14 protein-coding genes and 1 pseudogene are annotated in these 15,439 nt (G+C 68.5%); 8 read left to right on the plus strand and 7 right to left on the minus strand.

Annotated elements, in window-relative coordinates:
* The first annotated feature begins 408 nt into the window (after positions 1-408).
* Positions 409-921, plus strand: coding sequence for a hypothetical protein (locus ACZYZ3_RS06880; RefSeq protein WP_463963080.1), 513 nt, complete (start codon positions 409-411; stop codon positions 919-921).
* A gap of 294 nt (positions 922-1,215) precedes the next feature.
* On the opposite strand, the pseudogene ACZYZ3_RS06885 reads toward ACZYZ3_RS06880, so the two are convergent.
* Positions 1,216-1,668 (minus strand): annotated as a pseudogene (locus ACZYZ3_RS06885) (serine hydrolase); the annotation flags it as partial.
* A gap of 16 nt (positions 1,669-1,684) precedes the next feature.
* On the minus strand, positions 1,685-1,924 hold the full coding sequence (locus ACZYZ3_RS06890; RefSeq protein WP_463963081.1) for a hypothetical protein: 240 nt from the start codon (positions 1,922-1,924) through the stop codon (positions 1,685-1,687).
* Between the two features lie 140 nt (positions 1,925-2,064).
* Here ACZYZ3_RS06890 and uraD point away from each other — a divergent pair, with 140 nt between their 5' ends.
* The 3 genes from uraD to nboR all read left to right on the plus strand — a co-directional run bounded on the left by uraD (position 2,065) and on the right by nboR (position 3,591).
* Positions 2,065-2,562 (plus strand): 2-oxo-4-hydroxy-4-carboxy-5-ureidoimidazoline decarboxylase, encoded by a 498-nt coding sequence (uraD, locus tag ACZYZ3_RS06895; protein ID WP_463963082.1) that lies wholly within the window; start codon positions 2,065-2,067, stop codon positions 2,560-2,562.
* Positions 2,559-2,900: a hydroxyisourate hydrolase gene (uraH, locus tag ACZYZ3_RS06900; protein WP_463963083.1), complete on the plus strand. Its 342-nt coding sequence runs from the start codon at positions 2,559-2,561 to the stop codon at positions 2,898-2,900. The genes uraD and uraH overlap by 4 nt, the downstream gene beginning before the upstream one ends.
* A 64-nt stretch (positions 2,901-2,964) precedes the next feature.
* Positions 2,965-3,591 carry a nicotine blue oxidoreductase gene (nboR, locus tag ACZYZ3_RS06905; protein WP_463963084.1) on the plus strand — a complete coding sequence of 209 codons (627 nt, stop codon included), beginning with the start codon at positions 2,965-2,967 and terminating at the stop codon, positions 3,589-3,591.
* A 98-nt stretch (positions 3,592-3,689) separates the two neighbouring features.
* On the opposite strand, the gene ACZYZ3_RS06910 is transcribed toward nboR, so the two are convergent.
* The 5 genes from ACZYZ3_RS06910 to ACZYZ3_RS06930 form a co-directional block, all read right to left on the minus strand.
* Positions 3,690-4,334 carry a uracil-DNA glycosylase gene (locus ACZYZ3_RS06910; protein ID WP_463963085.1) on the minus strand — a complete coding sequence of 215 codons (645 nt, stop codon included), beginning with the start codon at positions 4,332-4,334 and terminating at the stop codon, positions 3,690-3,692.
* Between the two features lie 170 nt (positions 4,335-4,504).
* Positions 4,505-5,488 carry an aldo/keto reductase gene (locus ACZYZ3_RS06915; protein WP_463963086.1) on the minus strand — a complete coding sequence of 328 codons (984 nt, stop codon included), beginning with the start codon at positions 5,486-5,488 and terminating at the stop codon, positions 4,505-4,507.
* Positions 5,489-5,603: 115 nt separating this feature from the next.
* Positions 5,604-8,498 carry a molybdopterin-dependent oxidoreductase gene (locus ACZYZ3_RS06920; protein WP_463963087.1) on the minus strand — a complete coding sequence of 965 codons (2,895 nt, stop codon included), beginning with the start codon at positions 8,496-8,498 and terminating at the stop codon, positions 5,604-5,606.
* A 2-nt stretch (positions 8,499-8,500) separates the two neighbouring features.
* On the minus strand, positions 8,501-9,463 hold the full coding sequence (locus ACZYZ3_RS06925) for an FAD binding domain-containing protein (protein ID WP_463963088.1): 963 nt from the start codon (positions 9,461-9,463) through the stop codon (positions 8,501-8,503).
* A gap of 132 nt (positions 9,464-9,595) precedes the next feature.
* Positions 9,596-10,090, minus strand: a complete 495-nt coding sequence (locus tag ACZYZ3_RS06930; protein WP_463963089.1) for a nucleoside deaminase — start codon at positions 10,088-10,090, stop codon at positions 9,596-9,598.
* A gap of 463 nt (positions 10,091-10,553) precedes the next feature.
* On the opposite strand from ACZYZ3_RS06930, the gene pucL reads away from it, so the two are divergent.
* The 4 genes from pucL (at position 10,554) to ACZYZ3_RS06950 (ending at position 15,417) form a co-directional block, all read left to right on the plus strand.
* Complete coding sequence (gene pucL, locus ACZYZ3_RS06935) at positions 10,554-11,462, plus strand: factor-independent urate hydroxylase (RefSeq protein ID WP_463963090.1); 909 nt, start codon at positions 10,554-10,556, stop codon at positions 11,460-11,462.
* Between the two features lie 189 nt (positions 11,463-11,651).
* Positions 11,652-13,250, plus strand: a complete 1,599-nt coding sequence (aceB, locus tag ACZYZ3_RS06940) for a malate synthase A (RefSeq protein WP_463963091.1) — start codon at positions 11,652-11,654, stop codon at positions 13,248-13,250.
* Positions 13,251-13,253: 3 nt separating this feature from the next.
* A complete protein-coding gene (locus ACZYZ3_RS06945) occupies positions 13,254-14,540 on the plus strand; it encodes a DUF6986 family protein (protein ID WP_463963092.1) in 1,287 nt (428 codons plus the stop codon).
* Positions 14,541-14,601: 61 nt separating this feature from the next.
* A complete protein-coding gene (locus ACZYZ3_RS06950; protein ID WP_463963093.1) occupies positions 14,602-15,417 on the plus strand; it encodes a bifunctional allantoicase/(S)-ureidoglycine aminohydrolase in 816 nt (271 codons plus the stop codon).
* Positions 15,418-15,439: the final 22 nt, after the last annotated feature.

Consider the following 15,439-nt stretch of genomic DNA (forward strand, 5'->3'; position numbering starts at 1 on the left):
TCTCGGGGAGACTGCCTGGGGCACTCTGGCCCCAACCCTGACCGAGCTTGTGCCGCCCGGGGGCACTTTGACACGAAACGCCGGGCCGGCGTCGTCCATTGCGACGCCGGCCCACCAAAATGCCCCGCCCGCCGAGAGCAAAAGTGCCAGCGGCCGCCGAGGACACCGGCCGGGAAAGCTAACCTGCGCCTATTGATCATGGGCCGCGGCCGGCGGAGGATTAGAGGACCGGGTCCCCACATTGTTATGGGCGGACGCCGGCTGGAGCCCCCGCAGAGTACGGGCGAGCTAATTGAAACTGGAACGGGATGCCGCCGCCTGATTTGCAGCGCCACCGCGGTGTGATCATGGCGGCCAGACGCCGTTTAATGCTGAAGATCCGCACCATCAGGCAGAAGAATGAAGACAATGTCCATCACCAAATCACCAAGTAAGACCCGCCCCCGGGCGGCCCGGATCGCCCTGATCCCGGCTGTCGCCCTCGGGCTCATCGGGGGACCTGTTGCAGCGGCCGGGCCGGCCGTTGCCTCACCCTCCGAACGCGGCTGCACAGTCGATCCCCTCAGGCCCGTCAAGCAAGACAACAAAGACAACAAAGACAGAGGCAGAGACAGAGACAGAATTAAGTTGGATTTCCGGATCTATGTGAACTGCGACGGCAACAAGACCGTGCAAATCCGGCAGTTGCGCTTTGAAGACGACCGCGGCAGGCACGACGATCTCCTGGGGTGGTCCAAGTTCTGGGAGTCCTTCGATCGCCGTGACGACGCCGTGACAATTCACAGTTACGACAGCGTGCTGGACCGCCGGGGCACCGAGGAGGTCTACCAACTCGTTTCCTTCCGCGTCCGCAGCGGCAACAGCGATCACTGGTCCGATTGGACCCGTTGGGACAAGAGCGAGGTAGCCAGAATCTACTAGTGATCATCCCGGGGCCCACGCGCCCGCGCACCGAGAGCCAGGGGACATGTCCCCTGGCTCCCTGTTGCCTGAAGTTCATGGCGTGACGCCCGCCGCGGGGTGCCGTTCCGGTGCCCATTCGACGCCGTCCCCCCGCGGTCCGGCGTCATCCCCTGCCGTCCGGGGGCACTTTGACTCGAAATGACGGTCCGCCGTCGGCCACGTCGACGCCGGACGGCCGCAAAGTGCCCCCGGACCGCCGGTCGACGCCGGCCGGCGCCGGCCTGGGGCGAAGCCATCCGGACGGACCCTCGTCTAGAACAGGGCGTCCGCCACGGCCGCCGTCACCTGGTGGATGATGTCGGTCCGCTGGGGGACGCTGCCCAGGTCCTCACCCTTGGTGAAGATCACGAGGGCGTAGGCATTACCGTCCTTGGCGAGGATGCCGGCGTCGTGCAGCTCCCCGCCCAGCAGCCCGTACTTGTGGAAGACGGTGATGCCGGCAGGGACGGCGGCCGGGATGAGCGTTTCATAGTTGGTGTGCTGCATGTAGCCCAGCAGCTGCGCGGTGTTGCCGGGTTCCAGCAGCGTCCCGTTATACAGCCCGGCCAGACTGCGGGTCATCTCCGAGGGCGTGAGTGTGTTACTGGTGGGGGCGTAGTCCACGCCCATCGCGGCCGCGTAGTCTGTCAGCTCTGGGTGGCCCACGGCGTCCATGATCAGCGACCACGAGTCGTTGTCGCTCTGCTGGATCATCGCCCGCAGCTGGAATTCCGCCGGAGTTTTAGGTTTCGTCGTCCCACATGCCGGCGTCGGCGGCGTTCTCGGGCTTGTTCTCCGCCTCGGGGTCGCCGGATCCGACGTAGCTGGCGGGCACCGTTCCTGCGGCCTGGGTCAGTTGCTCCTCGCGGATGTTGCCGGCCTGGCCGGGTTCGGCGTGCGGCTGGTAAGCCTCGACGGCGTCCGGGTCGCCGGGCCCCCGCAGGTCGGCCGGATCGGTGCGCGGTTCGTTCGGATCCCTCATGACACTGCCTTTCATCCGTGGATTGGCTCCGTCCCACACTAACGTGGGGAGGGAATTCGCGTCCGGACCTTTTCGCCTGAACCTTTGGCGCTCCGGAGCTTTCCCCGTGGATGCCAGCATCAAGACCAAGGACCCGCCCTATGCACCTTGACCAGTTCAATGCGGCCAGCCGCACGGACGCCGCCGATGCCCTGCGGCCCTGCCTGGACATCCAGCGCTGGATCGACGCGCTGGCCGACGCGCGGCCCTTTTCCGGGGTTGACGCACTTCTTGAGGCGGGCCGCGCCGCAGCCGACCCGTTCACTCCGGCGGAGATCGACGCAGCACTGGCCCATCACCCGCGGATCGGCGAGCGGTCCCAGGGAAACAGCACGGAGGCCAGGCTTTCCCAGTCAGAACAGGCCGGACTTGGCGAGGCCGGCGCGGCCGTCACGGAAGCCCTGGCGAAAGGCAACCGGGCCTACGAGGAGAAGTTCGGGCAGGTGTTCCTGATCCGTGCAGCCGGCCGCAGCCGCGCGGACATCCTGGCCGCGCTCAACACCCGGCTCGGCCACACGCCCGCCGAAGAACAGGCAATTACTGGCCAGCAGCTGCGGGAAATCGCTGTGCTCCGACTCGAAGGACTGATGGGAAAATGAGCATGTCCCACGTCACCACCCACGTACTCGACACCGGTTCCGGCAAGCCAGCGGCGGAGGTACCGGTCACCCTCCATTTGCTCGACGGCGATCGCTGGGTCCAGATCGCCGGGGGCGCCACAGACACTGACGGGCGCATCAAACAATTGGGACCGGACCGGTTGCCCACAGGGACCTACCGCCTGGCCTTCAATACGGGAGAGTACTTCGCCACCAGCGGGACCGAAACGTTCTTCCCCGAAGTGATCCTCACCTTTGGTGTGGTGGAGTCGGAGCCGCACTACCATGTGCCGCTGCTGCTGAGCCCGTTCGCGTATTCCACCTACCGGGGCAGCTGAGCGCCGTCCGGGACCACCGGCAGAACCGGGGGCGACGCCGGACCTGCGACGTTAGGGTGGGCAGATGAGCGACAGTGGAGCACTGAGCCGTAGCGGAGCACCAGGCACTACGGCGGTGCTGCTGGCCGCCGGCGCCGGGACGCGGCTGGGGCGCGGGCCCAAGGCGCTCCTCCGGTTCCGCGGCCGCACGCTCGTGGAAGTGCTGGCCGGGGTGCTGCTCGCGGGCGGCTGCCGGGAAGTGGTGGCGGTGCTCGGCGCGGACGCGGCAACGGTCCGCGCCTCCGCCGACCTCAGCCGGCACCGGGTCATCGACAATGCGGACTGGGACACCGGGATGGGCAGCTCGTTCCGGCTCGGAGTCACCGCGGCCGCCCCGGCGGACCATGTGCTCATCGCGCTGGTGGACCAGCCCGGGCTGACAGCGGCGACCGTCGCCCGCGTGCTGGCAGCCCACCGGCCCGGCCGCGTGACGGCGGCCGGCTACCGTGGCGCGGAGGGGAAACTCATGCGCGGGCATCCGCTGCTCCTGGATGTCAGCCTCCGCGCCGAGGCTGTGGAAATGGCAGCGGGCGACGCCGGGGCACGCTTTTTCCTCCAGGGCCATCCGGAGCTGATCGACCTTGTGGACTGCAGCGACCTCTCAGGCGGCGAGGACCTCGATTACCCCGGCCAACTGCACCTCCTCGACTAGGGCCCAGCGCAGCCGGGCCCGCCGCCCACCGCCGCAACGCGGGGTCAGCTACTGCCCAAGGAACACCCCGGCATGGGCCAGGCAAGCCGCGTCGGGTTTTAGCGGGAGGTGCCCAGAAGCTCCTGCAGACCGAGCTTGAAACCGGACCGGCCGCCGTGGGCGGGATGCCTGATTTTCGGCACGTCCAGGCCGCTCCGCTGCAGGCTGCGGTGCGCGACATTCCCCACGGCCACCACCGTTTCGATGGGAAACGCCTCGGTCAGCGCCTGCCAAAACGGGGTTCCCAGTGCTGCCTCGGAGGCCTTCGGGGTGCGGTTGGACAGCGGGCGTCCCGGCACATGGGTATGCCACGGGCAGGCGCTCCAGAGCAGGGGCAGGACGTCCAGCTCGGCCAGCACCTCCCACATCACCGTGGCCGTCGGTTCCGCCGCCACTCCCGCCGCCTCCGCCGGCAGCACGTAGCCCTTGCCAGGCCCGAACAGCCCAAACGCGTTGGCGGGCCCCTCGAACATGGTGCGGTTGGTGAACGGGACCCCGGTGATCCGCATGCCCCGGAAGCCGGGGGCTTCCCCGACCAGCAGTACCGTCGGGGAGCGGTCCTGCATTTCCCTCAGGTAGATCGCCAGGTTCCGTCGGCGCTGGGCATTTCCCGGCACGGTGTGGTCGAAGAAATTGTTGCACCCCGGCCCTGTTGGCACGGCGGCGAGCCGGTCAACAAAGCCCTCGATGAAGGATGATGTCATTCCAGGCCCGTTCCCTTGGCAATTCGTCGGGTAATCAGACTAACCGGGCCGCTTCGCCGCCGACACGCGCTTTATGGCCGTCTCACGCCAGCCACAACGCGGGGTCAGCTACGGCCCAAGAAGGGCCCCAACATGGGCCGTAGCTGACCCCTCGTTGGTTTTGGGCGGGGCTACCAGCGCGGGTGGATCGCTTCGCGGAAGTACTTGTCGTAGATTTCGTGGACGCCGACGTCGAACGTTGCGTCGATGCCGCTGGCCCCTGCCGCTTCGGCGTTGGAGCGGGCCTGGTCCACGTTCCGCGCGCCGGGGATCACCGTGCTGACGCCGTCCTGCGCCGCGATCCAGGCGATGGCCGCCTGGGCGGTGCTGACGCCGTCGGGCACGAGTTCCTCGAACTCGGCCACCGCCCGGAGGCCCTGCCCGAAGTCCACACCGGAGAAGGTCTCCCCGACGTCGAACGCCGCGCCGGTGCGGTTGTAGTTCCGATGGTCATCCGCCGCGAAGGACGTGTCCGCCGTGTATTTGCCGGAAAGCAGCCCCGAGGCGAGCGGCACGCGCGCGATGATGCCGACACCGGCGGCCTCCGCCGCGGGCAGCACCTCGTCCAGCGGCTTGAGCCGGAAGGCATTGAGGATGATCTGCACGGTAGCCGTGCCCGCGTGCCGGATGGCCTCGAGGGCCTCGTCGGTCCGCTCCACGCTGACGCCGTAGTTCCGGATGGCCCCCTCGGCGACCAGGGTGTCCAGCGCATCGTAGACTTCGGCGTTGCTGTACACGGCGGTCGGCGGGCAGTGCAGCTGGACCAGGTCCAGCTGCTCCACGCCCAGGTTGCGCCGGGACCGATCCGTCCACTCGCGGAAGTTGGCGAGGTTGTAGTGCTCCGGCAACTGCGCCATCCGGCGGCCCATCTTGGTGGCCACCGTGATGTCCAGGCCCGGGTTGTCTGCCAGGAATTTGCCGATGGCCTGCTCGCTGCGGCCGTCGCCGTACACGTCCGCGGTATCGAAGAACGTGACACCGGCTTCCGCGGAGGCGGCCAGGAGGGCCTGCGCCTGCGCGGGGTCCACGTTGCGCCAGTCCGCGCCAAGCTGCCAGGTCCCCAGTCCAACAATGGAGACGTTCCGTCCGGTCTTGCCCAAGATTCGCTTTTCCATCATCCGACTATAGGCCGGAACAGCAACGCGGGGTCAGATCCGGCCCAAGAACCCCCACAACATGGGCCGTAGCTGACCCCGCGTTGGTTTTGGGGGTTGGTTTTGGGGGATGCGGTTAGGGGCCGGCGGCCAGGCGGGCTTCCTTCAGGCCGAGGTAGATTTTGTCCCGGGCAATCGGCAGCTCCGCGAACCGGACCCCCGTGGCGTTACGGATGGCGTTGGCCAGTGCCGGCGCCACCGGGTTGAACGGGCTCTCGCTCATCGATTTCGCGCCCAGCGGGCCCAGCTTGTCGGACGTGTCGGCAAAGTACACCTCGCTGCGCGGCACGTCGGCGAAGGACGGGATGTGGTACTGCCGGAGGATGTCGGTGGTGACCTTGCCGGCGTCGTCGACCCTGACCTCCTCGTACAGCGCGGCGCCGAGCGCCTGCGCGATGCCGCCCTCGATCTGCCCGCAGCACTGCCGCGGGTTGACCACGACGCCGGCGTCGGCGGCCTGGACGCTCTGCAGGATCCGCAGCTCCCCCGTCCCGGTGTTGACGGCCACCCGGAATCCGTGGACGTTGAAAGCCACCGACCGCGGGGTCCCGCCGCAGCGCCCCTCGCCGGAGAGTTCGACGCCGGCCGCTGCGGCGGCGCCGTACAGGTCCGCCAGCGGCACCCGGGTTCCCCCGCAGACGACCGCGCCGACCTCCAGCACGCACCCGGAGGCCTGGATCTGCCGGATTTCGGCGGCGAAGGCCCGGATCCGCACCGCCAGTTCCTCGGCCGCGGCGAGCGTGGCCTTGCCCGCCACGACCGTCCCTGCCGAGCCGAAGGCGCCGGAATCGTGGTCGACCAGGTCGGTGTCCGACTGCCGGACGGTGATCCGGTCCGCGGTGGTGGACAGGGCGGTGGCGGCGAGCTGGGCGTGCACGGTGGTGGTGCCGTTGCCGAATTCCGCGGTGCCCACGTCCACCTGGTAGCTCCCGTCGGGCAGGAGCCGGAGCCGGGAATGCGCGAAGTGGCCCCGCGGCGGGACGGTGGCGATCATGGACAGCGCCGAGCCCTCCCCGGTGACCCAGTCCGGGCCGAAATCCTCGAGTCCGGCGTCCCGGTAGCGTTCCCGGCCGCGGGCCAGGGCGTCCTGCACCAGCCGGGTGCACTGGTCCAGCCCGTAGCTGCCGTAAAGGACGTCCTCTTCCGGGTTGGGGTGGGTGGAGAGCATGTCATCGCCCTCGCGGACCATGTTGCGGCGGCGGAACTCCATCGGGTCCATGCCGATCCCGGCGGCGAGCTCGTCGACGGCGGACTCGATCGCGAAGACCATCTGGCTCAGTCCGTAACCGCGGAACGCGCCGGACGGGACGGTGTTGGTGTACACCGCCTGCGCATCGACCTTCTTGTTGGCGCAGTTATAGACGGCCAGGGATTCCCCGCAGCCGTGGAACATCACGCCCACCGAATGGTTGCCGTAGGCGCCGGCGTTGGTCAGCACGTCCAGCTGCAGGGCCGTCAGGTGGCCCTCGGTGCTGGCGGCGGCCTTGAGCCGGATGGTGAACGGGTGGCGGGTGGTGGCTGCCGTGAATTGCTCCGTGCGGGTGAATTCGAGCTGCACCGGGCGGCGCAGTTTCAGCGCGGCGAGCGCCACGATGTCCTCGGTGAGGACTTCCTGCTTGCCGCCGAAGCCGCCGCCGACCCGTCCCGCAACCACCCGGATCCGGTCCTCCGGCAGGGCGAAGACCCGGCCCAGGGTGCGCCGGACCAGGAACGGCACCTGGCTGGAGGTGCGGACCTGGAGCCGGCCGTCGTCGTCGATGAAGGCGATGGCGGCGTGGGTCTCCAGCGCGGTGTGCTGCACGCGCTGGGTGCGGTAGGTCTGCTCGTGGATGAAGTCCGCGGCGGCGAAGGCCGCCGCGACGTCGCCGAGTTCGGAGTGCAGCTCGGCGACGACGTTCCGTTCCGGCCGCCCGATGCGGGCCGTGGCGGCGTCCTTGTCCCCGTGGATCGCCGGGGCGCGGGGGCGCAGCGCGTCCTGCGGGGTGAACACGGCGTCCAGCACCTGGTACTCCACCTTCAACGCCCGGACGCCGGCCTCCGCCGCGGCCACCGTATCGGCGACGACGGCGGCGATCCGCTGCCCGACGAACCGGACCACGTCGTCGAGCACCCGGGTGTCGTCCGGATCGTCGGTGTACAACTCGTGCTGCGCGGTGGAAAACAGCTGCGCGGGTGAGTCCTCATGGGTGAAGACCGCCTCGACGCCGGGACTTGCCAGCGCGTCGGTGGAATCGATGGACAGCACCCGGGCGTGGGCGTGCGGCGAGCGCAGGAGCTTCACGTGCAGCAGGCCCGGAAGTTCCGACGCCGGCACGTCCAGGGTGTAGCGTGCCGTGCCGGTGACGATCGCCCGGCCGGCGGGGGCCGGGACGTCGTCGCCGAGCTGGCCGGGACGCGGCTCGGGCTGGTTCTCGCCGGCGATCCCGGATCCGGGCCCCGCGGGGTCGGGGTGGCTGGATCCCGGTCCTTCGGGGTCGGGGTGGCTGGATCCCGGTCCTTCGGGGTCGGGGTGGGCGGATTCGTTGTGTGCGGCCTCGCCGCCGACGGCGTCCGCGATGGCCCGGTAGCCGGTGCAGCGGCACAGGTTCCCCTTGAGGTTCCGCGGCAGGTCCGCCTTCTGTACATCATCGAAGGTGGCCGCCGTCATCACCATGCCCGCGGTGCAGAAACCGCACTGGAAGCCCTGGCGATCCAGGAACTGCTGCTGCATGGGGTGCAGCTGGGCGCTGGCGCCGGGGCCGGTGCCGGCGAGGCCCTCCACCGTCGTCACGGCCCTGCCTTCGGCCCGGACCGCGGGGTAGATGCAGCTGTGCACGGGAACACCATCGACGTGGACGGTGCAGGCGCCGCAGTCGCCGCTGTCGCAGCCCTTCTTTACACCGAAGTTGCCCTGCTCCCGCAGGAAGGTCCGCAGGCACTGCCCCGGCCTCGGGCCGGTCTGCGCCGCGGCACCGTTGATCTCGATGGCCATGCTCAGGCCCCTCCCTGCGGCGGCGGAGCCGGCCGTGCTGGGCGACGCGGCGGCCAGAAGTCGCCGGACACGTGTGCTGCGGTCCCCGCGGAGGCCGCCAGCTCGGCGCGGATTTCCTCGGCGAGCCGGTAGGTCATGTCCTTGCGCCAGGCGGGCAGTCCGTGGATGTCGTCGTGGTAGAGCTCGTCCGGGATGGCGGCGTCCAGCGCATCGGACAGCCCGGCGGCCGAACCTTGGCCGTCTGCGGTGTCGCCGGACTCGCCGAAACAGTCCCCGAGGCGCAGCTCCACCGGGCGCTTGGTGGCGGCGGTGACCGTGAGGACCAGGCGGCCGTCGGCGTCGAGCCTTCCGATGAGGAGCACTCCGGACCTGCCCAGGTTGCTCAGCGACAAGCGGCGGAACGCAACCCTCGAGGCAAGGGCCGACGCCGGGAGGTGGACACTGCGGAGCAGTTCGCCGGGCGCCAGGCAGTTCCGCCCATCCGCCGTGACGAAGTCGAGCACCGGGACGGTGCGGCAGGCCCCACCCGGGCCGAGCACTGTGGCCACGCCGTCCAGTGCCGCGCAGAGCGAGATTATGGGTCCCGCGGGCAGGGCGGTGCAGAGGTTGCCTCCCACTGTGGACATGTTCCACACCTTGAACGACGCCACGAACGAGTCACAGCACGGCCGGATCAGCTCCAGCGCAGGCCAGATGGCCGCGTGCGGCCAGCCCGTTTCGCTGCCGGAGAGCGCATAGAGCTCGGCGATGGTGCAGGTGGCCGCGAGTTCGATCCCGGCTTCAGACACGGTGACGGCCGGCCAGCCTGCGGAGCCGAGGTCCAGCAGCCGCCTGAGCGGTTCCGCGCCAAAGGCGAAGCTCCCGTAGGAAAAAAGTACGGTGCCGCCGGCCAGCCAGGCATCCCCGACCTGCCAGTCGGCCGGATCCGTCGTGCGGACCACGGCCTCGATGGTGTTCATGTCCATGGCACCTCCTGGTGCTGCGGGGCGAGCTGCTGCGTGCTGCGGGGCCAGCTGCTGCGGGCTGCGGGGCGAGGTTCCTTGTGCCCCGCACTGTGTGGCGCGGTGTGAGCACATTCTCGCCCCTGGCAGGCCGGGTTAGTAGTCAGTCCGGGTCTGCAGGCTGCGCCAGGTGGTGAAGGGCTGCAGCGCAGGCGGCGCTTCCGGACCGAAGAGCTCCAGCTGGCGCACGTGAAGGACGGAGTCGGGCCGGTTGTTCTCGAAGTACTCGTAGAACGCGGCGTCGTCGAATCCGACCGAGGCTGCGTCGTGGCGGTCGGCGGCGAAAACCACCCGGTCCACGCGGGCCCACAGGGCGGAAGCAAGACACATCGGGCACGGTTCGCAGCTGCTGTACAGGGTCGCTCCGCTCAGAACGAACCGGCCCAGCTCGGTGCAGGCCCGGCGGATCGCTGTTACCTCGGCGTGGGCGGTGGGATCGTTGGCGGCAGTGACGCGGTTGACGCCGTCGAACGCTTTTCCGTCCGCGGTGACGATAACGGCCCCGAACGGGCCTCCGCTGTCCATGACATTGGCCGTGGCGAGCTCGATGGACCGGGCAAGATACGCCTGGTCCGTGACGACGACAGTCATGGTGACACTCCCTGGTGCTGTGGAAGCCTGCTCCGGCTGGCGAAAGACGAAGTGCCAGTTCCGCCGGATACCAGGCTTCAACGGGTGCGATGAAGGTTCAATTGTGCCTGGTAGCTAGCCTCCCGAGTCCGGGTGCTCGCCGTTGACACCAGCGAGACTAACAGCGCATCTTGGGCTGCGCCATGTTTTGTGGAAGAACGCTTACGCGACGTGGGATTAGTGTTTCCACGTTTTCACCGTGCGGCCGGGTTGTGGTGTACACGGCCGCCTGACCGGGTTAGCCTTGGGATAATTCGTGGCCCCGGCCACGTAACCTGGGAGCAGCAGGCAGGGTCGTAATGAGCTGGCGCCAATTGGCGCCAGCTCTTTTTTGTGCGTCGGAGAGGCAAGCAACAAACGCGTAATGCGCAGGAATTCCTTTACAGGAATTTCATTCCACCTACCGGAAGTTGGGAACCGCACCATGAACAGCAGGATCATCCTCGGACAGAACCAGTACGGCAAGGCCGAAGTCCGCGTCGTCAAGATCACCCGCGACACTGAGCGCCACGAAATCGAAGACCTCAACGTCACCTCGGAACTCCGCGGCGACTTTGCCGCGGCCCACCTCGCAGGCGACAACAGCCACGTGGTCGCTACCGATACACAGAAGAACACCATCTACGCGTTCGCCCGGGAGGGCATCGGTTCGCCGGAGGCCTTCCTGCTCCGGCTGGGCGAGCACTTCACGTCAAGCTTCGACTGGGTATCCGGCGGCCGGTGGGAGGCGGAATCCTATCACTGGGACCGCATCCAGGCCCACGGCGCGGCCCACGACCATTCCTTCGTGCGCAGCGGCCAGGAAGTCCGGACAGCAGTGCTGGTCCGCGACGGCGCCGACCGGCACCTCATGGCAGGGCTCAAAGACCTCACCGTTCTGAAGTCCACGCAGTCAGGCTTCGCCGGCTTCCCGCGGGACAAGTACACCACCCTGCCCGAGACCGCCGACCGGATCCTGGCCACCGATGTTTCCGCCCGCTGGCGGTTCAAGACCGGAACGGACTTCAGCTCCCTCGATTTCAACAAGAGCTACGGCGACGTCAAAGCGCTCCTGCTGGAGGCCTTCACCGAGAAGTACTCCCACGCCCTGCAGCAGACCCTGTTCGACATGGGCACCAAGGTCCTGGAAGCACACGGCGAGATCGAGGAAATCAAATTCTCGATGCCGAACAAGCACCACTTCCTGGTGGACCTTTCACCGTTCGACCTCGACAACCCCAACGAGGTGTTCTTCGCGGCCGACCGCCCCTACGGCCTGATCGAGGCGACGGTCCAGCGCGAAGACGCCGTACCGGCCGAGGCCGCATGGTCCGGCATCGCCGGCTTCTGCTAGGCAGGGACCGCGGCGCAGCGCGGGAGGAATCCAAAGGGTGGCAACCATGGCCAAGGGCGCTAGTGTGTTCGCCATGGCCACCGCGCCGGAATAGCGTCCAAATCATCGCCTCACGCCGCTTTGCCCGCACGATTCGCGGGCTGCTTCGAGGCACACCGCAGCACGATCGCAGCCCAGGAAAGGACCACCATGGCTCTCACCATTTCAGCCCCCAGCCCTATAGACCGTGCGGAGGAGATCCTCACCCCGGAGGCCCTGGCGTTCATAGAGGAACTGCACCAGCGCTTCGCCGCCACCCGCGGGGAGCTGCTCAGGGAGCGGGCGCTCAAGCGCGGGGAAGTGGCCCGCACCGGCCGGCTCGATTTCCTGCCGGAGACCCGCGACCTCCGTGCGGGCGACTGGACGGTTGCCCCGGCCCCGGCCGCCCTGCAGGACCGCCGGGTGGAAATGACGGGCCCGGCCGCGCCGGCCAAGATGGCGATCAATGCGCTGAACTCAGGGGCGAAAATCTGGCTGGCTGACCTCGAGGACGCCAGCACCCCTACCTGGCCCAATGTGATCGAGTCGATCCTGAACCTCCGCGACGCCGCGGCGGGCACCCTGTCCTATACGTCCCCGGAGGGGAAGGAATACCGGCTCCGGACCGATGCCCCGCTGGCGGTCGTCGTCGCCCGTCCGCGCGGCTGGCACCTGGGCGAAAAGCATCTGCTGATCGACGGGGAACACACCGTGGGGGCCCTGGTGGACTTCGGGCTCCACTTCTTCCACACCGCCAGGCAGCTGCTGGAGAACGGCCAGGGACCCTACTACTACCTACCCAAAATGGAGAGCCACCTCGAGGCCCGCCTCTGGAACCAAGTTTTCGTTTTTGCGCAGGACTACCTCGGCATCCCGCAAGGCACCATCCGGGCCACCGTCCTGATCGAGACCATCCCGGCCGCGTTCGAAATGGACGAGATCCTCTTTGAGCTCCGCGACCACGCCTCCGGCCTGAACGCCGGGCGCTGGGACTACCTGTTCAGCATCATCAAGTACTTCCGCGACGCCGGCCCGCGCTTTGTACTGCCGGACCGCGCCACCGTGGCGATGACGGCGCCGTTCATGCGCGCCTACACCGAACTGCTGGTCAAGACCTGCCACCACCGCGGCGCCTTCGCGATGGGCGGCATGGCGGCCGTCATTCCCAACCGCCGGGAACCCGAGGTGACGGCCCAGGCCTTTGAGAAGGTGCGCGCGGATAAGACCCGCGAGGCGAACGACGGCTTTGACGGTTCCTGGGTGGCCCACCCGGACCTGGTACCGGTCTGCCAGGACGTTTTCGACGCCGTCCTGGGTGAGCGGCCGAACCAGCTGGACCGGCAACGCCCGGAGGTTTCGGTCACCGCGGACCAACTCCTGAACATCGCCTCCGCCGGCGGCACGGTCACCGAGGCGGGCCTGCGGCTGAACCTCTACGTCGCCGTCGCCTACACCGCGGTGTGGATCTCGGGCAGTGGCGCCGTCGCAATCCACAACCTGATGGAGGACGCCGCGACGGCGGAGATCTCCCGCTCGCAGGTCTGGCAGCAGATCCGCAACCAGGTGGTCCTGGCCGACACCGGCCGGACCGTGACCCGCGAACTGGTGTCCGGGATCCTGGCCGAGGAAACCGAGAAGCTCCGCGGCGAGGTGGGCGAGGACGCCTTCGCGAAGCACTACCTGCCCGCCAGCAAGCTCATCGGCGACATTTGCCTCTCCGAGGACTACACGGACTTCCTCACCACGCCGGCCTACGAACTGGTGGACTGAGCCGTGGCCCTGCCGCCGTCAGGGTCCTTGACGGGCGCCGATGTAAGCAGGATCGATGCCCAGCTGGCGGCGACGGACCTGCTGCTGGCGCGGAACTATCCGGGTGACGACGGCACGCGCCAGCCCGTGCACACGGTCTACGTCCCGGCCGACCGGTTCACTCCGGGCTTCGCCGCCGACTGGGGCGCCCAGGCGCTGGCTGCCGCCGACGCCCACGGCGGACTGGAGCAGCTCGGAACCCTGCTGGGCCAGGACGCTGCCCTGGCCGCCGACGTCGCGTCCCGGGTGGCCGCGAAGCTAGGCAGCGAGCCAATCGAGGATCTCCGGCTGGACTTTGAGGACGGCTACGGGGACCGGGGTGACGCCGCCGAAGACGCCGACGCCATCGGCGCTGCGGCCGCCGTCGCCGCCGCAGTAGCGGACGGCAGCGCCCCGCCGTTCATCGGGATCCGGTTCAAGTGCTTTGAGGCGCCGACCCGGGCCCGCGGGCTGCGCACGCTGGATCTGTTCGTCTCCGGCTTGGCCGCCGCGGGCGAGCTCCCGGCCGGACTGGTCCTGACGATGCCGAAGGCCACCACGGTCGCGCAGGTCCAGGCGATGGCGTACGCCGTGTCCCGGCTTGAGGACCTGCACTCACTGCCCGCAGGCCGTCTGCGGTTTGAGGTCCAGGTCGAAACGCCGCAGCTGATCCTGGGACCGGACGGCACGTCCCCGGTAGCTCAGCTGCCGCACGCCGTCCCCGGGCGGATCAGCGCCCTGCACTACGGCACCTACGATTACTCGGCCTCCCTGCAGATCGCAGCGGAATACCAGTCGATGGAACACCCGGCGGCGGACTACGCCAAAGAGGTGATGCAGCTTGCCGTGGCGGGCACCGGCATCCGGCTCTCGGACGGCTCCAGCAACGTCCTGCCCGTCGGCGACGGTGTACTGCATGCCTGGCGGGTCCATGGCGGGCTGGTCCGCCGCTCGCTGGAACGCGGCTACTACCAGGGCTGGGACCTGCATCCCGCCCAGCTGCCAAGCCGCTTCGCCGCCACCTACGCGTTCTACCGGCAGGGCCTTCCGGCCGCCGCCACACGGCTCCGCCACTACGTGGAGCGCACGGCGGGCGGCGTTCTGGACGAGCCTGCAACTGCCAGAGCCCTGGCAGCCTTTGTGCTGCGCGGCCTCCAATGCGGTGCCGCGGGCGCGGCCGAAGTCCACGAACTGACCGGCCTTGGCCTGCCCGGGCTGACTGTCCTCGCGCACCCCCGGCTGGCGCAGGCCGCAGCCTCCTCCAACTACTGACCCGTTTTGACTGAGCTTTTCACCGACCTTTTCACTGACCTTTGCACCAAGGAGCGCACCCGTGAGCACCTACTTTTCTCCCGAAGGCGGCCTGCCGCCGCAAACCCAGCTCCTCACCGACCGCGCCGTGGTCAAGGAGGCCTACACAGTCATCCCTAAGGGGGTGCTGCGCGACATCGTCACCAGCAACCTGCCCGGCTGGACCAAGACCCGGGCCTGGATCATCGCCCGGCCCATCGCCGGCTTCGCCACCACCTTCTCGCAGCTGATCGTGGAGGTCGCCCCGGGCGGCGGCAGCCAGAAGCCCGAGGCGGAGGCCGGCGTCGAAGGCGTCATCTTCCTCACCAAGGGCGAGCTGACGCTGACACTCGACGACGAGATTTACCACCTGGAGCCCGGCGGCTACGCCTACCTCGCCGCGGGCTCGGACTGGAAGGTTTCCAACGACGCCGCAGGGGACGCCGCCAGTTTCCAGTGGATCCGCAAGGCGTATGAGCCCGTGGAGGGGTACACGGCGAAGTCCTTCGTGACCCGGGACCAGGACGTCGAGCCGCTGCCCATGCCGGACACCAACGGCGCCTGGGCGACCACCCGGTTCGTGGATCCGGACGATCTGGCCCACGACATGCACGTCAACATCGTCACGTTCCAGCCCGGCGGCACCATCCCGTTCGCCGAAACCCACGTAATGGAACACGGGCTCTTTGTCCTGGAGGGCAAAGCTGTCTACCGGCTCAACGACGACTGGGTGGAGGTCGAGGCCGGGGACTTCATGTGGCTCCGCGCCTTCTGCCCCCAGGCCTGCTACGCCGGCGGGCCCGGCCCGTTCCGCTACCTGCTCTACAAGGACGTCAACCGCCAGATCCGCCTGACCTGAGCAAAGCGGAGTTCCCTCGGGG

The sequence above is a fragment of the Pseudarthrobacter linnaei genome (assembly GCF_055412825.1).